The 21,458-nt window shown below is 72.9% G+C and carries 22 protein-coding genes; 15 read left to right on the top strand and 7 right to left on the bottom strand.

Features of this window, described 5'->3' with window-relative positions:
- Positions 1-20: 20 nt before the first annotated feature.
- From VFH10_RS05315 to tsaD, 4 genes are all read left to right on the top strand, one after another.
- On the top strand, positions 21-167 hold the full coding sequence (locus VFH10_RS05315; RefSeq protein WP_325126674.1) for a hypothetical protein: 147 nt from the start codon (positions 21-23) through the stop codon (positions 165-167).
- A 69-nt stretch (positions 168-236) separates the two neighbouring features.
- Positions 237-611, top strand: a complete 375-nt coding sequence (locus VFH10_RS05310; RefSeq protein WP_325126673.1) for a DUF1304 family protein — start codon at positions 237-239, stop codon at positions 609-611.
- On the top strand, positions 604-1,044 hold the full coding sequence (locus VFH10_RS05305; protein WP_325126670.1) for a MarR family winged helix-turn-helix transcriptional regulator: 441 nt from the start codon (positions 604-606) through the stop codon (positions 1,042-1,044). Before VFH10_RS05310 ends, VFH10_RS05305 begins: the two co-directional genes overlap by 8 nt.
- A 42-nt stretch (positions 1,045-1,086) precedes the next feature.
- Entirely contained in the window at positions 1,087-2,133 is a 1,047-nt protein-coding gene (tsaD, locus tag VFH10_RS05300; protein ID WP_325126668.1) for a tRNA (adenosine(37)-N6)-threonylcarbamoyltransferase complex transferase subunit TsaD, read from the top strand.
- 9 nt (positions 2,134-2,142) lie between these two features.
- Here the strand turns inward: tsaD and VFH10_RS05295 are convergent, their stop codons facing one another.
- Positions 2,143-3,384 (bottom strand): hypothetical protein, encoded by a 1,242-nt coding sequence (locus VFH10_RS05295; RefSeq protein ID WP_325126666.1) that lies wholly within the window; start codon positions 3,382-3,384, stop codon positions 2,143-2,145.
- Positions 3,381-3,971: a SigE family RNA polymerase sigma factor gene (locus VFH10_RS05290; protein WP_325126664.1), complete on the bottom strand. Its 591-nt coding sequence runs from the start codon at positions 3,969-3,971 to the stop codon at positions 3,381-3,383. The genes VFH10_RS05295 and VFH10_RS05290 overlap by 4 nt, the downstream gene beginning before the upstream one ends.
- Before the next feature lie 135 nt (positions 3,972-4,106).
- On the opposite strand from VFH10_RS05290, the gene VFH10_RS05285 reads away from it, so the two are divergent.
- The 4 genes from VFH10_RS05285 (at position 4,107) to treZ (ending at position 10,020) form a co-directional block, all read left to right on the top strand.
- The gene (locus VFH10_RS05285; protein WP_325126662.1) at positions 4,107-5,192 is read left to right on the top strand and encodes an S-(hydroxymethyl)mycothiol dehydrogenase; all 1,086 of its coding nucleotides are present in this window, start codon (positions 4,107-4,109) and stop codon (positions 5,190-5,192) included.
- Entirely contained in the window at positions 5,192-5,815 is a 624-nt protein-coding gene (locus VFH10_RS05280) for an MBL fold metallo-hydrolase (protein WP_325126660.1), read from the top strand. The genes VFH10_RS05285 and VFH10_RS05280 overlap by 1 nt, the downstream gene beginning before the upstream one ends.
- Positions 5,816-5,908: 93 nt before the next feature.
- Positions 5,909-8,284, top strand: a complete 2,376-nt coding sequence (gene treY / locus VFH10_RS05275) for a malto-oligosyltrehalose synthase (RefSeq protein WP_325126658.1) — start codon at positions 5,909-5,911, stop codon at positions 8,282-8,284.
- Positions 8,284-10,020 carry a malto-oligosyltrehalose trehalohydrolase gene (gene treZ, locus VFH10_RS05270; RefSeq protein ID WP_325126655.1) on the top strand — a complete coding sequence of 579 codons (1,737 nt, stop codon included), beginning with the start codon at positions 8,284-8,286 and terminating at the stop codon, positions 10,018-10,020. Before treY ends, treZ begins: the two co-directional genes overlap by 1 nt.
- 128 nt (positions 10,021-10,148) lie before the next feature.
- Here the strand turns inward: treZ and VFH10_RS05265 are convergent, their stop codons facing one another.
- The gene (locus VFH10_RS05265) at positions 10,149-11,009 is read right to left on the bottom strand and encodes a GNAT family N-acetyltransferase (protein WP_325126653.1); all 861 of its coding nucleotides are present in this window, start codon (positions 11,007-11,009) and stop codon (positions 10,149-10,151) included.
- Positions 11,010-11,086: 77 nt separating this feature from the next.
- On the opposite strand from VFH10_RS05265, the gene VFH10_RS05260 reads away from it, so the two are divergent.
- Positions 11,087-12,778 carry a glycoside hydrolase family 3 N-terminal domain-containing protein gene (locus VFH10_RS05260; RefSeq protein ID WP_325126652.1) on the top strand — a complete coding sequence of 564 codons (1,692 nt, stop codon included), beginning with the start codon at positions 11,087-11,089 and terminating at the stop codon, positions 12,776-12,778.
- 13 nt (positions 12,779-12,791) lie between these two features.
- Here VFH10_RS05260 and VFH10_RS05255 read toward each other — a convergent pair whose 3' ends face one another.
- Genes VFH10_RS05255 through VFH10_RS05245 form a run of 3 tightly spaced genes read right to left on the bottom strand, consistent with a single transcriptional unit; the run spans position 12,792 to position 14,929 of the window.
- Positions 12,792-13,229: a DUF3224 domain-containing protein gene (locus tag VFH10_RS05255; protein WP_325126649.1), complete on the bottom strand. Its 438-nt coding sequence runs from the start codon at positions 13,227-13,229 to the stop codon at positions 12,792-12,794.
- Positions 13,230-13,289: 60 nt separating this feature from the next.
- The gene (locus tag VFH10_RS05250; RefSeq protein WP_325126647.1) at positions 13,290-14,537 is read right to left on the bottom strand and encodes an RNA polymerase sigma factor; all 1,248 of its coding nucleotides are present in this window, start codon (positions 14,535-14,537) and stop codon (positions 13,290-13,292) included.
- A complete protein-coding gene (locus VFH10_RS05245; RefSeq protein ID WP_325126645.1) occupies positions 14,534-14,929 on the bottom strand; it encodes a YciI family protein in 396 nt (131 codons plus the stop codon). The genes VFH10_RS05250 and VFH10_RS05245 overlap by 4 nt, the downstream gene beginning before the upstream one ends.
- A 142-nt stretch (positions 14,930-15,071) precedes the next feature.
- On the opposite strand from VFH10_RS05245, the gene VFH10_RS05240 reads away from it, so the two are divergent.
- On the top strand, positions 15,072-15,884 hold the full coding sequence (locus VFH10_RS05240) for a helix-turn-helix domain-containing protein (RefSeq protein WP_325126643.1): 813 nt from the start codon (positions 15,072-15,074) through the stop codon (positions 15,882-15,884).
- Positions 15,884-16,180: an MmcQ/YjbR family DNA-binding protein gene (locus tag VFH10_RS05235; protein WP_325126642.1), complete on the top strand. Its 297-nt coding sequence runs from the start codon at positions 15,884-15,886 to the stop codon at positions 16,178-16,180. The genes VFH10_RS05240 and VFH10_RS05235 overlap by 1 nt, the downstream gene beginning before the upstream one ends.
- A gap of 127 nt (positions 16,181-16,307) precedes the next feature.
- Here the strand turns inward: VFH10_RS05235 and VFH10_RS05230 are convergent, their stop codons facing one another.
- Positions 16,308-17,483: a class I SAM-dependent methyltransferase gene (locus VFH10_RS05230; protein WP_325126640.1), complete on the bottom strand. Its 1,176-nt coding sequence runs from the start codon at positions 17,481-17,483 to the stop codon at positions 16,308-16,310.
- A 226-nt stretch (positions 17,484-17,709) separates the two neighbouring features.
- Between VFH10_RS05230 and groES the strand changes: the two genes are divergently transcribed.
- The 4 genes from groES to guaB all read left to right on the top strand — a co-directional run.
- Positions 17,710-18,003: a co-chaperone GroES gene (gene groES / locus VFH10_RS05225; protein WP_325126637.1), complete on the top strand. Its 294-nt coding sequence runs from the start codon at positions 17,710-17,712 to the stop codon at positions 18,001-18,003.
- Positions 18,004-18,134: 131 nt separating this feature from the next.
- On the top strand, positions 18,135-19,760 hold the full coding sequence (gene groL / locus VFH10_RS05220) for a chaperonin GroEL (RefSeq protein WP_325126635.1): 1,626 nt from the start codon (positions 18,135-18,137) through the stop codon (positions 19,758-19,760).
- 156 nt (positions 19,761-19,916) lie between these two features.
- Positions 19,917-20,330, top strand: a complete 414-nt coding sequence (locus tag VFH10_RS05215; RefSeq protein WP_325126634.1) for a VOC family protein — start codon at positions 19,917-19,919, stop codon at positions 20,328-20,330.
- A 148-nt stretch (positions 20,331-20,478) separates the two neighbouring features.
- A partial coding sequence (gene guaB / locus VFH10_RS05210; RefSeq protein ID WP_325126633.1) for an IMP dehydrogenase occupies positions 20,479-21,458 on the top strand: 980 nt, incomplete at its 3' end.

Below are 21,458 nucleotides of genomic sequence, written 5' to 3'. Positions count from 1 at the left end.
GTTGGAGGAAGGAACGTGCCGTGACCGACCCGCTGGACATCGAGCTGGAGGACCCGGAGCTGCAGGAGGAGATCCTGCTGGTGGCCGAGCTGATGGCGGCCGCGGCTGCCGCGGAGACGCAGCTGAGCCAGGCCAGGATCGACGAGCTGCTGGGCGAGGTGGACTGAGCCGGCCCTTGACAGTGGTTAGAGACTCGAACAATATGGTTCGAGACTCGAACTAATGGGATGGTCGGCATGAGCGCACTCGTTCAGGTGATCGCGGCGTTGATCGCGACGTGTCTCGTCGTGGTGGGGCTGTTGGAGATCTTCGCCTACCGCAACCCGCGCCTGTACCCGATCTTCGTGATCGAGCCCGACGACCAGGACGCGGTGCGCATGTGGGCGATCTGCGTCGGGTTCTACAACCTCGTCTTCGCCGCGGGCATCTTCCTGGGGCTGGCGCTGCTGCACTGGGGCGACCCGGCGGCCGGCCGCGCGCTGGTGCTGTTCCTGACGGGGGCGCACGTCCTGCTCGGGATCGTGCTGGTGGCGGTCCAGCCCCGGCTGTGGCGCAGCGCGATCGGCGAGGCGCTGCCGCCAGCCGTCCTGCTCGGGCTGACATTTGCCTGAGCGCGAGGACGACCAGAACATCGGGCTGCTGCTGTTCTACCCCTACCGGGCGATGGAGGACCGGGTCCGGGCCCGGCTCGCGGAGCACGGCTACGAGGTGACGACGGCGCAGGGCCGGGTCTTCGCCCGGATCGGGCCCGACGGCACGAGGCTCTCGGACCTCGCCGCGCAGGCCCAGATCACCAAGCCCACGGCGGGCTTCATCGTCGACCAGCTCGAGAGGGCCGGGCTGGTCGAGCGCGTCCCGGACCCCACCGACGGGCGGGCCCGGCTGGTAGTGATCACCGACAAGGGTCGCGAGACCATCCCCGTGGCCGCCGCGGAGGTCGCCGCGATCGAGGCGGAGTGGACCGCGCACGTCGGCGAGCGCCGGATGGCCGAGCTGCGCCGCACCCTGGTCCGGCTCCGCGAGATCACCGACCCCTACCGGTGACCGCCCCGTCGGGGCGGTGCACTCCTCGGCACAATGGGCGGCATGAGTGACGGACCGCTGGTCATCGGCATCGAGACCTCCTGCGACGAGACCGGGGTCGGGGTGGTCCGCGGCCAGGAGCTGCTCGCCGACGCGGTCGCCTCGTCCGTCGACGAGCACGCGCGCTTCGGCGGCGTGGTGCCCGAGGTGGCCTCGCGGGCGCACCTCGAGGCGATGGTGCCGACGATCGAGCGCGCGTGCGAGACCGCCGGCATCAAGATGTACGACGTCGACGCCGTCGCCGTCACGAGCGGACCCGGGCTGGCCGGCGCGCTGCTGGTCGGCGTCGCGGCTGCCAAGGCCCTCGCCGTCGGCCTCTCCAAGCCCCTCTACGGCGTGAACCACCTCGCCGCGCACGTGGCGGTGGACCAGCTCGAGCACGGAGCCCTCCCCGAGCCGTGCGTGGCCCTGCTGGTCAGCGGCGGCCACTCGTCGCTGCTGCGCGTCGGGGACGTGACCCGCGACGTCGTACCCATGGGGGCGACCATCGACGACGCCGCCGGCGAGGCCTTCGACAAGGTCGCCCGGCTGCTCGGTCTGCCGTTCCCCGGCGGCCCGCACATCGACCGGGAGGCGCGGTCCGGCTCGTCGGTGGCGATCGACTTCCCGCGCGGTCTCACCTCGCGCCGCGACCTGGAGCGGCACCGCTTCGACTTCTCGTTCTCCGGTCTCAAGACGGCTGTCGCCCGCTGGGTCGAGACGCGCGAGGCCGCCGGGGAGCCGGTCCCGGTGGCCGACGTGGCGGCGTCGTTCCAGGAGGCGGTGTGCGACGTGCTGACCCGCAAGGCGGTGGACGCGGCCGCGGCCGCCGGGATCGAGGACATCCTGCTCGGCGGCGGGGTGGCCGCGAACTCCCGGCTCCGGGTGCTGGCCGAGGAGCGCGCGGCCGCCAAGGGGATCAGGCTGCGGGTTCCCCGGCCGGGGCTGTGCACCGACAACGGCGCGATGGTCGCGGCCCTGGGGTCCGAGCTGGTGGCCCGTGGCCGTCAGCCCTCGATGCTCGACCTGCCCGCGGACTCCTCCATGCCCGTCACGCTCGTCACCGCGTGACCCCCGTGGTCACGGCGTGATCTGGAACCTCCACGGCGACGAGTCGTCGTAGCCCTTCCTGGTCGGCTCCAGCGCCTTCTCGACCGTGCCGCCCACCCGGAGCCGGACCAAGGTCCAGGTGCCGTCCTGCATCACCGGGGTCAGGAAGGTCGTCGGTGATTCCCACACGGTGTCCTGCATCCACGACCCGTCCGGCGTCGTGAACTCCCGGACCACCTCACCGGTCTCTGCGTCCAGCACGGTCGTGGTGTTCGTGCCCAGGCCGTCGACCTGCGGGTCGACAGCGAGGACGTAGCGGCCGTCGGGGCTGAACGCGTCGAGCCGGTACTCGCAGGTGTCCCAGACGACCGTGTCGGTCGCGGCCTCCACGACGGCGGCGCAGTACTCGCCCTTGAGGTCGTCGATCTTCGACATACCAGCCACGTAGCCGGTCACGTCGTTGGCCGTGCGTACGTCGAGCACCGAGGTCAGCTCGCGAGGCTCGGAGCTCCAGTCGGTGACGTACGCCTTCTGGGTGGCGCCCCGGTTGTTGAGCACGGTGAGGTCGTAGGCGACCGTCTCGGGTCCGACGAAGCCGGCGAGCTGCAGGTCGCCCTCGAGGGCCACGACGTTGCTGGTGTAGCCCTCGTCGGGGCTGGCGCCGGTACGCGGCCGGAGCTGGAGGTCGACGCCCCCTGTGGCGTAGAGGACGGTCGCGACCGACTGGCCGTCGGACGAGATCGCCCCGGCGAGGCCGTCCCAGGGACCCTCGACCGTCCGGCCGTCCGCGTCGACGATCGTCGTCGTCCCGCGCTCCCCCTCGCCGCCATTGAGGCCCATCACGCCGTCGGCGTAGGGCAGCAGGTAGGAGTACTGCGCGGGCAGCTCGACCGTGGAGCCATCGAGCCGGTGCAAGGTGGTGCCGTCGGCGTACAGGATCGCGGGGTCCTGGCCGCGCGGCGAGGACCCCGCGTCGATCTCGACCTCGACCGGGACCTGCGGCTCGGTCTGCCCGGTCGGCTTCGTGGTCGTCGGCCGGTCGGCGGGCAGCGGCCGCTGGCCGTTGTCGACACCGTCCAGGTCGATCCCCGTCGGGATGGCCACGGCCAGCGCGACCGCGGCGGCGACGGCGAGGCCGCTCGCGGCGCGGCGCCGGCGCTGGATGCCGCGGGCGCGGCCCTTGACGTCGTCGAGGCCCAGGCCGGTGCCGGACATGTCGTCGGACCGCTCGCGCAGAGCGCGGGAGAGCTCGTCGGTCTGATGGTTGCTCATCGCTCCTCCTCGGTCGCGTGCGTGGCGTCCTGGGCGAGCACGGGGTGGTCATGGACCCGGGACCGCATCGCGGCCAGGGCCCGGCTGGCTTGGGACTTCACCGTGCCGACGGAGATGCCGAGCGTCTCGGCGATCTCCGCCTCGGAGAGGTCCTCGTAGTAGCGCAGGACGATCACCGCACGCTGCTTGCGCGGCAGCGTCTGCACGAACTCCCACAGCGCGTCGCGCTGCTCGTGGTCGTGGTCGTGGTCGTGGGCGACCGTCTGGTGGTCCGGAAGGCTGTCGGTGGTCAGTTCGCGCTTCTTCCACGCGCGCCGCCACAGGGAGTGGTGCTCGTTGACGATGATCCGGCGGACGTAGCCGTCGAGCACCTGCCGGTCGTGCACCCTGTCCCACGACAGGTACAGCTTGGCGAGGGCGGTCTGCACGAGGTCCTCGGCGGTGTGCCGGTCCCCGCTGATCAGGTACGCCGTACGGAGCAGGCCCGGCTGCCGAGCGGCCATGTACGCCTCGAACTCGGCATCCTTCTCGTGCTGTGCCTGCGCCTTCACGCGCGCTCCGACCCCCGGCTCGACTGCGAGCTGCATCTGTTCTCACCATCCTTCCGTGCTTCTCACGACCAGGACGCGATTCGCACGCGGGAGGTTGCATCCGCGTGTCGGGACGGTTCGCCCGGCCTGGCTAGGGTGCGGGTGTCCGTCGTTCGCACTCGAGGAGATCGCATGCAGCAGGTCCGTGGCGTGGTCGCGCGTGGCAAGGGTCAGCCGGTGTCGTTGGAGACCGTGCTGGTGCCGGACCCGGGGCCGGGCGAGGCGGTCGTGCAGGTGCAGGCCTGCGGGGTGTGCCACACCGACCTGCACTACCGGGAGGGTGGCATCAACGACGACTTCCCGTTCCTGCTCGGACACGAGGCCGCGGGTGTGGTCGAGGAGGTCGGCGAGGGCGTCACCGACGTGGCGCCGGGCGACTTCGTAGTGCTGAACTGGCGGGCGGTGTGCGGCGGCTGCCGGGCCTGCCTGCGCGGCGAGCCGTGGTACTGCTTCGCGACCTACAACGCCACGCAGAAGATGACCCTGGCCGACGGGACCGAGCTGTCCCCGGCGCTGGGCATCGGCGCGTTCGCGGACAAGACGCTCGTGCACGCGGGCCAGTGCACGAAGGTCGACGAGTCCGCCCGCGCCGCGGCGGTCGGCCTGCTCGGCTGCGGCGTGATGGCCGGGCTGGGGGCGGCGATCAACACCGGTGGGGTGACCCGGGGCCAGTCGGTGGCCGTGATCGGTTGCGGCGGGGTGGGGATCGCCTCGGTCGCCGGGGCCCGGCTGGCCGGGGCGGCGCGGATCATCGGTGTGGACATCGACGACCGGAAGCTCGAGATGGCTACCCGGATGGGGGCCACCCACACCGTGAACAGCAAGCAGGCCGACCCGGTCGCCTCCATCCGGGAGCTCACCGGCGGGCACGGCGCGGACGTGGTGATCGACGCGGTCGGCCGGCCCGAGACCTGGGAGCAGGCGTTCTACGCCCGGGACCTCGCCGGCACGGTGGTGCTGGTCGGCGTACCCACCCCCGACATGCGGATCCCCGACATCCCGCTGCTCGACGTGTTCGGCCGCGGCGGGGCGCTCAAGTCGAGCTGGTACGGCGACTGCCTGCCCTCGCGCGACTTCCCGATGCTGGTGGACCTCTACGAGCAGGGCCGGCTCGACCTCGACGCGTTCGTCTCGGAGGAGATCGGCATCGACGGGGTGGAGGCCGCGTTCGAGCGGATGCACCACGGCGACGTGCTGCGCTCGGTGGTGGTCTTCTGATGGCGGCCGCCGGGCTGCGCGTGGACCGCGGCGTCACGTCGGGGACGTTCAGCCTCGACGGCGAGACCTTCGAGGTGGACAACAACGTCTGGGTCGTCGGCGACGACGTGGAGTGCGTGGTGATCGACGCCCCGCACGACGTCGACGGCATCCTCGGCGTGGTCGGCGACCGTCGGGTGAAGGCGATCCTCTGCACGCACGCGCACGACGACCACGTGCGCGTCGCCCCGGCGCTGCGCGAGCGGGTGCGGGCACCGATCTTCCTGCACCCCGACGAGCGCGTGTTGTGGGAGCTGACGCACCCCGAGGAGCTGTGGGACGTCGACCTCGCCGACGGTGACGCGATCGAGGTAGCGGGCGCGACGCTGCGAGTGATCCACACGCCCGGACATGCTCCCGGCGCGGTCTGCTTCCACGCCACCGAGCTCGGCTGCGTGTTCACCGGGGACACGTTGTTCCAGGGCGGGCCGGGGGCCACCGGCCGGTCCTACTCCGACCGGGACACGCTGGTCGCGAGCATCCGAGAACGGCTGCTCGGGCTGGCCGACGAGACGGTCGTGCACACCGGGCACGGCGACGACACCACGATCGGGGCCGAGCGGGCGGGTCTCGCCGACGCCTGACGGTCCTGACAGCGGGCCCGCCGCGCGGCGTGAGTCCCGTCACCGTCGGCGATTCGGCGTGTGCTCCCGGTGGGCCGCGGGTAAGGAGACCAGGTGACTGCGACGTACCGCCTCCAGCTGCACGCCGGCTTCACGTTCGCCGACGCCGAACGCGTCGCGCCGTACGTCGCGGACCTCGGGGCGACCCACCTCTACCTCTCGCCGGTCCTGGAGGCCGTGCCCGGGTCGATGCACGGCTACGACGTCGTCGACCACACCCGGGTCAGCGACGCGCTCGGTGGCCAGCCCGGGCTGGAGCGGCTCGCCGACACCGCCCGGCAGCACGGGCTCGGGCTGGTGGTCGACGTGGTGCCGAACCACATGGCGCTGGTCGCGCCGCTGCACCGCAACGCCCCGCTCTGGCGCGTCCTCGCCGAGGGCCGGGACGCCGAGACGGCGCACTGGTTCGACGTCGACTGGGACGCCCTCGACGGCCGGATCGGGCTGCCCGTGCTCGGCGACACCCTCGAGGCCACGGTGGCCGCCGGCGAGCTGGTGCTCGACGAGCACGCCGGCAGTCCGGTCCTGAGGTACCACGAGCACGTCTTCCCGGTGGCGGAGGGCACCGCCGACGCCGGCGACCAGGACGTCCGGGCCGTCCTCGACCGGCAGCACTACCTGCTCGCGAGCTGGCGGGAGAAGGGCCGGGCGCTCAACTACCGCCGGTTCTTCGACATCGACGGCCTGATCGCGGTGCGGGTCGAGGACCCCGACGTCTTCGAGGCCACCCACCGGGTGCTGCTGGACCTGAACCACCGAGGCGTGGTCGAGGGGTTCCGCATCGACCACCCCGACGGTCTCGCCGACCCGGAGGGTTACCTGCGGACGCTGCGGCGGGCCACCCGGGTCGGGACCGCGCTCTGGGTCGAGAAGATCCTCGAGCACGACGAGCAGCTGCCCACCGCCTGGATGTGTGACGGCACCACCGGCTACGACGCCGTCCGCGCGATCACCGCCGCGCTCGTCGACCCCACGACCGCACCCCTGCTCGAGGAGACCTGGAGACAGGCCGGAGGCGGTGACGACTACCCCGCGACGGTCGAGGCCGCCAAGCGCGAGGTCGTCGGCGGCTTGCTGGTCCCCGAGCGGGCGCGGCTGGTCCGCCGGGCGGCCGAGTTCCTGCCCGGCACCGACGCCATCCGCCTGGACGAGGCGGTCACCGAGCTGCTGGTCGCCTGCGACGTCTACCGGGCCTACGCGCGGCCGGCCCGGCCGGCGGAGGGCGAGGCCGCGGAGCGGCTCGAGGAGGCGCGAGACCGCGCCACCGCGGCCCGGCCCGACCTGGCGGACCTGATCGGCCGGCTCGTCGACGTGGCCGCCAAGCCGTCCCCCTCCGCAGCCGGGGAGGCCGACTTCGCGGTGCGTCTCCAGCAGACCTGGGGGCCGGTGATGGCCAAGGCCGTCGAGGACACCACGTTCTACCGCTGGCACCTGCTCACCGCGCTCAACGAGGTCGGCGGGGACCCGTCGATGATCGGGTCAGCCGGGCCCGAGGCGCTGCACGAGTGGGCCGAGGCACAGCAGGCGCGCTGGCCGCTCGGGATGACGACGCTGACCACCCACGACACCAAGCGCAGCGAGGACGTGCGCGCGCGGATCCTCGCGGTCGCCGGTGACGCCGAGTCGTGGTCACTGTGCTCGGAGGCGTACGCGCAGGCCGCCGACCTCTACCGCGTCGACCGGCCCACCGGGCACCTGCTGTGGCAGACGCTCGTCGGCGCCGGGGACATCGGCCTCGAGCGGTTGACGGCGTACGTCACCAAGGCCGCCCGCGAGGCCAAGCAGCACACCGCCTGGGTCGACGGTGACACCGACTACGAGAGGAGGCTCGCCAGGCTCGTCGACGCCGCGTTGCAGCCCGGCCAGCTCCGGGCGCTCGTGGACACCGCGCTGTCCCACAACCGGGAGGCGGTGCGCGCGCTCGTGCTGGGCCAGAAGCTGCTCCAGCTCACCGTCCCGGGGGCCCCCGACAGCTACCAGGGTTGCGAGGTCGTGAACCTCTCGCTGGTCGACCCGGACAACCGTCGCGAGGTCGACTACGAAGGGCTGCGGGCTCGGCTCGGTGCCGTCTGCGAGTCCGGCAACACCCCGGGCGACCTCGATGACGAGAAGCTGCTGCTCACCCACCGGACGCTGGCGCTGCGCAAGGACCTGCGGCACTGCTTCGGCGACACCGGCGCCTATCACCCGGTGCCCGCGACCACCCGTCACGCCGTCGGCTTCACCCGCGGCGAGGAGGTGGCCGTGCTGGTGACGCGCGCGCCGCGACGGCTGGAGGCGGGGGGCGGCTGGGGCGAGTCGACCGCGACGCTGCCCGACGGGCTGTGGCGCGACGAGCTCACCGAGACCCTCCACGAGGGCGGCGCGGTGCGGTGCGCCGACCTGTTCGTCGGACTGCCGGTGGCGCTGCTGCGCCGTGTGCACATCTGATGCGCCGCGCGGTCCGGGTGTGGGCGCCGCACGCGTCCGGTGTCGACCTGGTGCTGGCCGACCGGCGCGTCCCGATGACCCGAGACGGCGAGCACTTCGAGGCGGAGGTCGACGCCCCCGACGGGGCCGAGTACGCCTTCTCGCTCGACGGTGGTGAGCCGCTGCCCGACCCCCGCGGCGTCCGGCTGCCGGACGGTCCGGGCGGCCGGTCGGCGTTCTTCGATTCGACCGCGTTCGGCTGGACCGACGACGCCTGGACCGGGACGCCGCTCGAGGGTGCGGTCCTCTACGAGCTGCACGTCGGCACGTTCACCCCCGAGGGCACCCTCGACGCGGCGGCCGGCCGCCTCGACCACCTCGTCGAGCTCGGCGTCACGGTCGTCGAGCTGCTCCCGCTCGCGCCGTTCCCGGGCGCGCACGGCTGGGGGTACGACGGGGTCGCGCCGTACGCCGTGCACGAGCCGTACGGCGGGCCCGAGGCCCTGCAGCGCTTCGTCGACGCCGCCCACGCGCACGGTCTCGGGGTCTGCCTCGACGTCGTCTACAACCACCTGGGTCCCGACGGGAACCGGCTGCCGGAGTTCGGGCCATACCTCACCGACGCCCACGGCACGCCCTGGGGCGACGCGGTCAACCTCGACGCGCCCGGGTCCGACGAGGTCCGTCGCTGGGTGCTCGACAACGTGCGGCAGTGGCTGGAGGACTTCCACGTCGACGGCCTCCGGCTCGACGCCGTGCACGAGCTGCACGACGACCGGGCGCTGCACCTCTTGGAGGAGATGTCGCGAGACGTGGACGAGCTCGCGGAGCGCACCGGGCGTCTGCGCTGGCTGGTCGCCGAGTCCGACCGCAACGACCCGGCGACCGTCACCCCGCGCGGGGCCGGGGAGAAGGTTGGTGGGCTGGGGCTGCACGGACAGTGGGCCGACGACGTCCACCACGCGCTGCACGTCGCCCTGACGGGTGAGACGCAGGGGTACTACGCGGACTTCGAGGCGCCAGACGCGCTGGCGACGGTGCTGCGCAGCCCGTTCTTCCACACCGGGTCCTACTCCACCTTCCGCGGCCGCGGGCACGGCCGGCCGGTCGACGCCGCCAGCCTGCCGGGCTGGCGGTTCGTCGCCTCGCTGCAGACCCACGACCAGGTCGGCAACCGGGCGACCGGGGACCGGCTCTCGCAGCTGGTCGGCCCGGACCTGCTCGCCTGCGGTGCGACCATCCTGCTCACCTCCCCGTGGACACCGATGCTGTTCATGGGGGAGGAGTGGGGAGCCGGCACCCCGTGGCAGTTCTTCACCGACCACACGCACCCTGAGATCGCCGAGGGCACCCGGCGCGGCCGGCGCGCGGAGTTCGGCTCGCACGGGTGGGCGGAGGAGGACGTGCCGGACCCGCAGGACCCCGACACCTTCCACCGGTCCCGGCTGGACTGGTCCGAGCCGGCCCGGGAGCCGCACGCCCGGATGCTCGCCTGGTACCGAGACCTGATCCGGCTCCGTCGCGCCACCCCGGACCTCCGGGACGGGGACCTCTCGCGGCTCGACGTCCGGTGGGACCAGGCCACCGGCTGGTTCGTGTCCCGTCGGGGAGACCACCTGGTGCTGGTCAACCTCGGCGAGCGGGCGCAGCGGCACGACGGAGGTCAGGTCCTGCTCGCTTGGGGCGACGTCGCCACCGAGGCCAGCGCCCTCGTCGTACCACCTCGGGCGGCCGCCGTGGTGCGGGCGCCGCTGTAGCGTCGCGGCCGGGGGGTGGTGAATTACCACGGGACCGTGGTGAACTGCCGCCTCCCGTGGTGAGTTCTCCACGGGAACGGGACGATTACCACGGGACCGTGGTAATCGGCCGGCGGGACGCTCTCCGGCTAGCCGGACTCGCCGGGCCGCATGAGCGCCGTCGTCCAGTCGACGTGCCGCAGCCCGCACGACTCGTACGCCTTCACCGCCCCGGTGTTCGCCGCCGGTGTCTGCACCCGGACCGCACTGGCGCCCGCCCGGGCCAACGCAGCCATGACTGCGAGGTTCACCCGGCGCCCGTACCCGGACCGACGGTGTGCCGCATGGGTGCCGACCGGCTCCAGGATCGCGCACCGCCCGACCCCTGCGAACCATCCCGTCGCCGCCGCGGCGGCCTCGCCCTCCGGGGTCCAGGTGACCTGGTCGAACCGCCGGTCGTACGTCGGGCCCTCCGCCATCCGGTGCCACAGCTCCGGTTGGAACGTCGAGCCGGGGGCGAACGCGGAGCGCTGGACGGCCGTGCGCGCCGCCACGTCGGCCTCTCCCTCGACGGGTCGCGTGTCGGGATCCGTGCGCCGGGCGTCGTCCGGGCCGAGCTCCCGGTAGAGCAGCACCCACGGGTCCGGGTCGACCGACCAGCCGCGCTCCAGCAGCAGCCGTCGCACGGCCGAACCGCCTAGGGCGTCGACGTACTCGAACTCGACCATGACGCCGGCCAGCGCCTCCGCCAGCTCGGCTGAGCGGTCGTGGGCAGGCGCGACCGCGGTGCGCAGCACCACGTCCTCGGCGAGGCCCACCGCGACCGGCTCCCCGTCCCGCTCCCAGAGCAGGAACGCGTCGTCGAGGCCCGGGTCGGCGAGCCTCAGGTGCCAGCCGACGTCCCCGGAGTGCAGGTTCGCGGTGAGCGGCGCCTGCTCGGTCCAGGCGTCCAGCGGCCCGACCAGGGCCCGGGCCAGCTCCCGGCCGCCGCGGCGGAGGGTGATCGTCACGCATCAGACCGTAGGGGTGGTCCGGACCGCACCCAACCGATTTGTCCGGCCGGGCGCCGAATGGCAACGTTCTTGGGGTGTCTCGAGCGGTGCGGTTCGGCGCGGCGGCCATGGCCGCCCTGCTGGTGCTGTCCGGATGCACGGGAGGCACCGGCGCCGAGGAGCCGGATCGCGCCGTGCTGGCCGGCGAGGCGCTGACCGAGGACCTGGCGCCCCGGGCCTGGGCGGCCTCCCCGGCGCGGGCGGACACGTCGTCCGTCGAGCCGCTCCCGATCGGCACCGGCTGGGGTCCCAGCGGGGCGGAGATCGAGCGCGCCCGGGAGTTGGTGGGCAGGCTCTCCCTGCGCGAGCGGGCGGGACAGGTCATCGTCGCCCGGTACGCCGGGTCGACGCCGCCGTCGCGGCTGGTGAACGGGCTGCACCTGGGCGGCGTCGTGATGTTCGACGACAACGTCCGGAGCACCGACCAGGTCCGGTCCAGCAACCGCGCGCTGCAGCGGTCCGCCCGCGCCGCGGGTCGCCGGTTCCCGGTCACCGTGGCCGTCGACCAGGAGGGCGGCATCGTCGAACGGGTCACGACCGGCACCCGGTTCCCGGCGTTCATGACCGCCGGCGCCGCCGCGGACGCCCGGCTGACCCGGACCGCCTCGAGGGCCTCCGGAGCGGAGCTCGCCGGCCTGGGGTTCACCACCGACTACGCGCCCGTCGCCGACGTCACGGTCGGCAGCGGCGACGCCGCGATCGGGTCCCGGTCGGTCGGCGCCAGTCCCGGCCAGGTGGCCGAGCACGTGGTCGCCGCCGCGAAGGGCTACCGGTCCGCGGGCGTCGTGCCGACCCTCAAGCACTTCCCGGGCCACGGGGCGCTCACCGCCGACAGCCACCTCACGCTTCCGACGCAGGACCGGTCGGTCGCCGAGCTGGAGCGCACCGACTACGTCCCGTTCCGGGCCGGCGTCGACGCGGGGCTGCCCAGCGTGATGGTCGGGCACATCAACGTGCCCGCCGTCGACCGGGGCGTGCCCGCCTCGCTGTCCCGTGCGGTCATCACCGGGCAGCTGCGCGACCGGCTCGGCTTCGAGGGCCTGGTCGTGACCGACGCCCTCGACATGCAGGCGGTCGCGCAACGGTTCGCCAGCGACCGCGCGGCCGTCCGGGCGCTGGCCGCGGGCGCCGACGTGGTGCTGATGCCGCCGTCGCCTCGAGCGGCCCGCGACGGCATCGTCCGGGCGGTGCGCTCCGGCCGGCTGTCCTCCGAGCGGCTCGTCCAGGCCGCCACCCGTCAGGTCGCCCTGCTGCTGCACCAGCGGGCGCGCGAGGCGTCCCCGCGGCCGCCCGGTGCGGGGCGTGGTGTCTCGGCACGGTGGTCGGCGGCCGCGGTCACGTCGGTGTCCGGCCCCTGCCAGGGCAGGCTCGTGGACCGTCGGGTGCTCGCCCGGGGCGCCACGTCCGACGTACTCCGGTTCCGGGCGGCCGCCGCCCCGGCCGGCCTCCAGGTCGTCTCGAAGCTGCCGAAGAAGAACAAGAAGGCACGCAGGCAGATCACGACCGTCCGGCTGGTCGGGACCAGCGGTGGTCCGGCCACCGGCGACGTAGTGGTCGCGCTGGACCGCCCCTACGTCCTCGGGACCGGTCGCGCGCCGGTGCGGCTCGCGACGTACGGCAGCACGCCGGGCGCGATGAGCGCCCTGGTCGACGTGCTGGTCGGCCGGGCGGAGGCGACGGGCCGGCTCCCGGTGCCGGTCCCCGGCGCCCCGCGCCCTGGCTGCTAGGGCCCGGAGCGCGTCACAGGTCGTAGCGCAGCTCGAGCTCGTAACCGTCCTCGCTGTGCCCGGCGATCCTCAGGTCGGCCTCGCCGCGGAGGCTCTCCAGCCCCCCGGTGCCCATGCCCGGCACCACCTCGAGCCGCGCGGTGACCGAGCCGGCGTCCTGGGAGCCAGTGTGCCGGAGCACGAAGGAGCCGTCGTGGCCGTCGAGGCTGCCGGTGACCTGTTCGAAGCCGACCACCGGGCCGCCCTCGGGGCGGTACGCGATCAGGTAGGTGAGCGTGGACGTCGCGTCGAGGGCGCCGGTGTACTTGTAGGACACCTCGGCGCGGGAGAAGCCGCGGTTGGGGTAGTAGGCGTCGCCGGCCTTGGTCCCGTCTCCGTCGATGTCGACGAGGAGGTCCTCCGACCAGGAGGCGACGGTGAACCGGCATGCGGCGGTGCGTGAGTAGGACATGGCTCCGACGCTACGAAGGCTCCCGGTCCCGTTCTTGAAGGAACGCGACAGGCTGCCTGCTCAGCTGCGCGAGAGGCGATCGACCTGCGCGTTGAGGTAACGCTGCTCCGGAAGGCTCGCGGTGAGCCGGGCGGCCTCGCGGTACGCCGGGAGCGCGGCATCGGTGTCGCCGGCCATCTCGAGCAGGTGCGCGCGCACGGCGTGGGTGCGGTGGTGCCGTCGCATGGCCGGGTCGTCGAGCAGGGTGTCGACCAGCGCGAGCCCGTCCGTAGGGCCGCGTGCCATGCCCACCGCGACGGCCCGGTTCAAGGTCACGGCCGGGCTCGGCGCCACGTCGTGCAGCATCGCGTAGAGCAGCGAGATCTGCAGCCAGTCGGTCTCCGGCCAGGTGCAGGCCTCGGCGTGCACCGCGGCGATCGCGGCCTGCAGCTGGTAGCGACCGGCGTGACCGCGCGGCAGCACCTCCTCGAGCAGCGCGACTCCGTCCGCGATCATCGCCCGGTCCCAGTGTGTCCGGTCCTGGTCGCTGAGCGGCACCAGGCCGCCCGCGCCGTCGACGCGCGACGCCGTGCGGGCGTGGGTGAGCAGCATGAGCGCGAGGGCACCGCTGACCTCGTCATGGTCGGGGAGTGCCTCGTGCAGCAGCCGGGTCAGCCGGATCGCCTCGTCGGCGAGGTCGGTGTCGACGAGCCGGTCGCCCGACGTGCGGGTGTAGCCCTCGTTGAAGACCAGGTGGCACACGTCCAGCACCGCGGCCACCCGCGCCGGCAGCTCCTCCGGCGTCGGCATCGTGAACCGCGCACCCGCCTCTCGCAGGGTCGCGCGGGCCCGGGTGAGCCGTTGGGTCATCGTGCGGGCCGGCACGAGGTACGCGGCTGCGATCGCCTCCACCGACAGGCCCGAGACGGCCCGCAGGGTGAGCGCGACCTGGGACGGGCGGCTCAGGCTCTCGTGGCAGCACATGAGCAGCAGCCGCAGCGAGTCGTCACGGTCAGTCGCCACCCCCGGCCCGTCGACTGCCCGCTGCGCGTCCTCGTCGAGGCGGGTGGCGAGCGCGTCGGTGAGCTCGCGCCGCTCCCGCGTCGTACGAGCGCGTTGACGGTCGACGAGCCGGCGGGAGGCGACGCGCACGAGCCAGCCGCGCGGGTTGTCCGGGGTGCCGTCAAGGGGCCACTGCTGCAGCGCAGCGACGAGCGCCTCCTGCGCGGCGTCCTCGCAGTCGCCGTAGTCGCCGTGCCGGCGCAGGAGCGCGCCGAGGACGTGTGGCGCCTCGCGCCGCCACACGTCATCGACGCAGGGAGCGCTCACCCCTCGTCGCCGCCGGGCCACATCGTCGGCCGGAGCTCGACGGTCTCGCCCGGTCCGCTGAACCTGGCCGCGACCTCCTCGGCCCGCTGCTGCGTCTCCACGTCGATCAGGAAGAACCCGGCGAGGTGCTCCTTGCTCTCCGAGTACGGCCCGTCGGTCGCCACCGGCCGGCCCTTGTCGTCCCAGCGGTAGAGCCGCGAGGACGTCGGGTCCCCGAGCGCCTCGCCGGTGACCAGCTCGCCGTTCTCGTGCAGCTCGCCCAAGAGCTTCTCGAAGTCGGCGTCCATCTGGGCCCGCTGCTCGGCCGGCAGCGCCTGGAACTCGGCGATGTAGCTGCCGGTCGGGTGTCCCCACGGCTGCGGGTTGGAGTGGATCAGGATGACGTACTTCACGGCTGCTCTCCTCGGTTCGTGTCGGTGGCCTCGAGGCCCCTTCAGCGGTACGTCGTCGCCGGATCGTCGATGTCGACATCGGCTCGCATCCTGACCGAGAGCGTGTCGGCCCGGCCCGGGCGCCACGCTATCGTCGTGCGTCGTGGCACCAGTGTCGTCGCCGCCCGGCAGCCCGGCAGGCAAGCCCGACGCGATCCTGCACCCGTCCGAGGCGGCGCGGCGGATCGACGTCGACCGGATGCCCGCCTCGAGCCGGTGGGCCCGTCTCGTCGACTACCACTGGTACGTCGGATGGGCGCTCGACGAGCCCTACGAGCAGCAGGTCGTGCCACAGCCGAGGATCCACGTCGCCGCGGAGCACGGCCGGCTGCTGGTGCACGGGATCTCCCGCGTCCCGTTCCGGCGCAGGCTCGACGGCACCGGTCACACGCTCGGCGCGGCGTTCTTCCCGGGCGGGTTCCGGCCGCTGCTGCGCGGACCGGTGAGCGGCCTCGCGGGACGCGTCGTACCCGCGGCGGAGGTGCTCGGTGTCGACGATCGCCCGGCTGCCCGCGCGATCCTCGACGCCGCCGACGTGAACGCCATGGCGACGGCGATGGAGGGCTACCTCGACGAGGTCGGAGCCGACCCGGACCCCGCCGTCGACGAGGTGCGGGCCCTGGTCGCGCTCGCCGAGGACGACCGGACCCTGATCCGGGCCGAGCAGCTGGCCGAGCGCGGATCCATGAGCCTGCGGTCCCTGCAGCGGCTGTTCGGCGAGTACGTCGGCATCGGGCCCAAGTGGGTCGTGGCGAGATGTCGCATCCTCGACGCTGCCGCCGTCGCGCACCGCGGCGACCCGGTCGACTGGGCAGCGCTCGCCGCCGACCTCGGCTTCGCCGACCAAGCACACCTGACCCGCGCGTTCACGCGCGTGGTGGGCACCCCGCCCGAGACCTACCGCAAGGAGGCGTGATGGACCACGAGGCGGTACGCCGGGTCGCGCTGGCGTTCGACGGCGCCGAGGAGCGCGACCACCACGGGTTCCCGTCGTTCCGAAGGCGCCGGATCTTCGCGACACTGCCCGACGGGGAGCACCTGCACGTGATGCTGCCCGAGGAGGAGATCCGGGCCGCCGTCGCCGAGTGGCCCGGCTGGTCAGAGGAGAAGTGGTGGGGGAAGAAGCTGACCGCGCTCCGTGTCGACCTCGCCGCCTGCGACCCCCAGGTCGTGGCCGAGCTGCTCGAGGACGCCTGGCGCGAGAACGGCTGAGGGGCCGGGGGCCGGGCCAAATACCACGGTCCCGTGGTAATCGACCGGTTCCCGTGGCGAACTCCCCACGGGGAGCGGCAGTTCTCCACGGTCCCGTGGTAATTGGCCCCCCGCCCGAAGCGGACCCTCAGAAGGGCCGGACGAGCAGGGTCGTGCCCTCGCCGGCGACCCGCGTCATCACCAGCGTGGCGTCGTCGTCACCGACCAGCGCGAGGCGCTTGCGGAGCTCCTCGGGCACCACGTCGACACCGCGCTTCTTGATGGTGACCGAGCCGATGCCCCGCTCGCGCAGCGCGGCCCGCAGCGGCTTCTCCCGGAACGGCAGCTCGGCCAGCACCTCGTAGGAGCGGGCGAACGGCGTGGAGAACGCCTCGTCGCTCGTCACGTAGGCGATGTGCGGGTCGACCAGCCCGCCATTGACGCCGGCCGCCACCGCCGTGACGAGACCGGCCCGGATCACCGCCCCGTCCGGCTCGTAGAGGAAGCGGCCCACCGGGCGCAGTCCCTGCTCGCCGGGGTCGTCCTCGTCGGTCAGCGTGGCCAAGCCGCCGGCCTTGATCACGGTGGCCCGGCGCCGGGCCGTGGCGAGGGCAGGCGACCACAGCGACGCCTCCTTGACGTCCCCGTCCTCGCTGACGAACTCCGCCTCGACCCCGTGCGGGACGATGTCGTGCGGGATGCCGGGCGCGACCTTCACGCACGAGGGCCGGGCCAGCAGCCGCTCCACGAACGACCACGGCGGCGACCACCCGTCCACGTCGAAGACCCGCCCCGCGGCACCCCGGCGCGCCGGGTCGGCGAACACCACCCCGAAGCCGGCCGTGTCGAGCCCCTCGGCGTCGGCGACCTGGACGGCGCCGCCGAGGTCCAGCGCCGCGAGGTTGGCGCCGGCCACCGCGACGCGCAGCGGGTCACGGTCCACGCCCGCGGCGGTCAGGCCCGCCCGGGCGAACGCGACCAGGTCGCCGCCGATGCCGCAGCCCAGGTCGAGCACCGCACCGGGCTCGGCCATCGCCACCCGGGCCGCGCGGTGCTCGGCGACCCGCAGGCGGGTGGCCTGCTCGAGACCGTCGGGCGTGAAGTACATCCGCGCGGCGAGGTCGGCCCCGAGCTTGGCGACCGCCTTCCGACGCAGCTCCACCTGCGTGAGGGCGGCGGCCGCTGCCTCGGCACCGGCGTGCCGGCGGAGCACGGTCGCGGTGCGCAGCGGGTCCCCGCCCACCTCGTCGTACACCTCGTGGGCGCGGGCCAGCAGCTCCTGTCCCTCGGGGGTCAGCAGGCCGCGGAACGCGTCGAGGTCCATGACCGCATCCTCGCAGCCGCCGGGCGTGCAGTCGGTCGGGGATTCCGTGCACACGAGTGCTGGCACTCGACTTGACCGAGTGCTAAGAGCGGCATAGATTCGCGTTAGCACTCTCCTCGTGAGGGTGCCAACCAGTGAGCCGGGCACGACCCCCGCGACGGCGCGCGCGGCTCCGCACACAACTGCGATACAGCCTCTCGACTATTTCGAAAGTGGAGGTCGACACGTGTCGGTCAACATCAAGCCTCTCGAGGACCGCATCGTCGTGAAGCCCCTCGACGCCGAGCAGACCACCGCCTCTGGCCTGGTCATCCCGGACACCGCCAAGGAGAAGCCCCAGGAGGGCGAGGTCCTGGCGATCGGTCCGGGTCGCATCGACGACAACGGCAACCGGGTCCCGCTCGACGTCAACGTGGGTGACAAGGTCATCTACAGCAAGTACGGCGGCACCGAGGTCAAGTACAGCGGCGACGAGTACCTCATCCTCTCCGCCCGCGACGTCCTCGCGGTCATCGCCTGATCCAGGCGGACGAAGCATGACGCAGCCCCGGCTGGCCTGAGAAGGATCGGGCTGGTCGGGGCCGAGTCATTTCACGGGTGGTCACGGGTACGCCGGGCCACCACCTCTGACTGAGAAGGAGCATCGACGAGATGCCGAAGATCCTGGAGTTCGACGAGCACGCCCGCCGCTCCCTCGAGCGTGGCGTGGACGCTCTCGCCAACACCGTCAAGGTGACGCTCGGTCCCAAGGGCCGCTACGTCGTCCTCGACAAGAAGTGGGGCGCGCCCACCATCACCAACGACGGGGTGACCGTCGCTCGCGAGGTGGAGGTCGACGACCCGTTCGAGAACCTCGGTGTACAGCTCACCAAGGAGGTCGCCACCAAGACCAACGACGTCGCCGGTGACGGCACCACCACCGCGACCGTCCTCGCCCAGGCGATGGTCCACGAGGGCCTGCGCGCGGTGGCCGCCGGTGCCAACCCGATGAGCCTCAAGCGCGGCATCGACCAGGCCGTCGAGGCCGTCGGCCAGGCGCTGCGCGACGCCTCCCGCGATGTCGACGACAAGGCCGACATGGCCGCCGTCGCCACCGTCTCCTCCCGCGACTCGCACATCGGTGCGCTGCTCGCCGAGGCCTTCGACAAGGTCGGCAAGGACGGTGTCATCACCGTCGAGGAGTCCAACACCATGGGCACCGAGCTCGACTTCACCGAGGGGATGCAGTTCGACAAGGGCTTCATCTCGCCGTACTTCGTGACCGACGCGGAGCGCATGGAGGCCGTCCTCGAGGACCCCTACATCCTCATCCACCAGGGCAAGATCGGCGCCATCTCGGAGCTGCTCCCGCTGCTGGAGAAGGTCATCCAGGCCGGCAAGCCGCTGTTCATCCTGGCGGAGGACGTCGAGGGCGAGGCGCTGTCGACCCTGGTCGTCAACAAGATCCGCGGCACCTTCAACGCCGCCGCGGTCAAGGCGCCCGCGTTCGGTGACCGCCGCAAGGCCATGCTGCAGGACATCGCCACCCTCACCGGCGGCCAGGTCGTGTCGTCCGAGGTCGGCCTCAAGCTCGACCAGGTCGGCCTCGACGTGCTGGGCCAGGCCCGTCGCGTCGTGATCACCAAGGACGACACCACGATCGTCGAGGGTGCCGGCGACGCCACCGAGGTGGCCGGCCGGGTCAACCAGATCAAGGCCGAGATCGAGAACACCGACTCCGACTGGGACCGCGAGAAGCTCCAGGAGCGTCTCGCGAAGCTGGCCGGCGGCGTCTGCGTCGTCAAGGTCGGCGCGGCCACCGAGGTGGAGCTCAAGGAGAAGAAGCACCGCATCGAGGACGCCGTCTCCGCGACCCGCGCCGCCATCGAGGAGGGCATCATCGCCGGCGGTGGCTCCGCACTGGTGCACTCCGCCGCGGTGCTCGCCGACGGCCTCGGCCTCACCGGCGACGAGGCGACCGGTGTGCGCATCGTCGCCAAGTCGGTCGACGAGCCGCTGCGCTGGATCGCCGAGAACGGCGGCGAGAACGGCTACGTCGTGGTCGCCAAGGTCCGCGAGGGCAAAGCCGGCGAGGGCTACAACGCCGCCACCGGCGAGTACGGCGACCTGGTGCTCCAGGGCGTGCTCGACCCCGTCAAGGTGACCCGCTCCGCTCTGGTCAACGCCGCCTCCATCGCGGGCATGCTGCTCACGACCGAGACCCTGGTCGTCGAGAAGCCCGAGGAGGAGGACGACGCGCCCGCCGCGGCCGGTCACGGCCACGGCCACGGGCACTGAGCCCCCGCAGCACCCACGCGAACGCCGCCCCGACCGATCGGGGCGGCGTTCGCATTTCCCGGCACCGTTGCTCGAGCCCGTCGGGCGGACCGATGAGTTCGGCGGCCCGGTCCGGTCCGTACCAGTGAAGGAGTCAACGCGCCCCGGAGGAGTCCCATGCCCCGAATGATCTTCGTGAACCTGCCCGTTGACGATCTGGCGAAGTCCATCGGGTTCTTCACCGACCTCGGCTTCACGTTCAACGCGCAGTTCACCGACGAGAACGCCACCTGCATGGTGGTGGGCGAACAGGCGTTCGTGATGCTCCTCGTCCGCCCGTTCTTCGCCTCCTTCACAGACAAGGAGGTCGCCGGCCCGACGGTCACCGAGTGCTCGGTGGGGCTCTCGGCCGACACCCGCGGAGAGGTCGATGGCCTGGTCGACCGAGCGCTCGAGCTCGGCGCCACCCCGGCGGGCGAGACCCAGGACCACGGCTTCATGTACGGCCGCAGCTTCCACGACCTCGACGGCCACCTCTGGGAGCTCATCTGGATGGACCCGGCCGTCACCGCCCCGCCCCCCGACTGCTGACCCGCCGAGGAGTCACCAAGTCAGCCTCGTGGCCGGTGTGTCGCGGCACACGTGACCCCCTCGGTCCCGGGCGAGCCGGGACCGGGGCGACCGATGGCCCGGCCGTAGACTGGGGACCCGCCGCCGCCACCCGCCCCGGAAGGCATCCATGACCGCTTCGATCGAGCCCGGCACCCCCACCGGCGTACCGGACAAGTTCGCCGCCCTCGGCCTCACCTACGACGACGTCCTGCTGCTCCCCGGCGAGACCGACGTGGTGCCGAGCGAGGTCGACACGACCACCCGGCTGACCCGCGAGCTCGACCTCCGGATCCCGCTGGTGTCGAGCGCGATGGACACGGTCACCGAGTCGCGGATGGCGATCGCGATGGCCCGCCAGGGCGGCATCGGCGTGCTGCACCGCAACCTCTCGATCGAGGACCAGGCCTACCAGGTGGATCTGGTGAAGCGGACCCAGACCGGGATGATCTCCAACCCGGTCACGATCGGCCCCAAGGCGACGCTCGAGGAGCTCGACGAGATCTGCGGCGAGTACCGCGTCTCCGGCCTGCCGGTCATCGACGAGGACCGCACCCTGCTCGGCATCATCACCAACCGCGACCTCCGCTTCGTCCCCGTCGCCGAGTGGGGCTCCCGCCTCGTCGGCGACGTGATGACCCCGATGCCGCTGATCACCGCGCCGGTGGGCATCAGCCGCGACGACGCGACGGCGATCCTTCGCCAGCACAAGCGCGAGCGGCTCCCGATCGTCGACGACCAGGGCCGGCTCGCGGGGCTGATCACCGTCAAGGACTTCGTCAAGGGCGAGCAGTTCCCGCACGCGTCGTACGACGACCACGGCCGCCTGCTGGTGGCCGCAGCCATCGGCTACTTCGGCGACGCCTGGGACCGCGCCACCACCCTCGTGGAGGCCGGCGTCGACGTGCTCGTGCCCGACGTGGCCAACGGCCACGCCCGGCTGATGCTCGACATGATCCGCCGGCTCAAGAGTGACCCGGCCACCCGGCACGTCCAGATCATCGGCGGCAACGTCGCGACGCGGGCCGGCGCCCAGGCGCTCGTCGAGGCCGGCGCCGACGCCGTGAAGGTCGGCGTCGGGCCCGGCTCCATCTGCACCACCCGGGTCGT

Source organism: Nocardioides sp. (genome assembly GCF_035697785.1).
Classification (GTDB): Bacteria; Actinomycetota; Actinomycetes; order Propionibacteriales; family Nocardioidaceae; genus Nocardioides_B.
The sequence above is the reverse complement of the archived record's forward strand: the minus strand, read 5'-3'. Positions and strand labels throughout refer to the sequence as shown.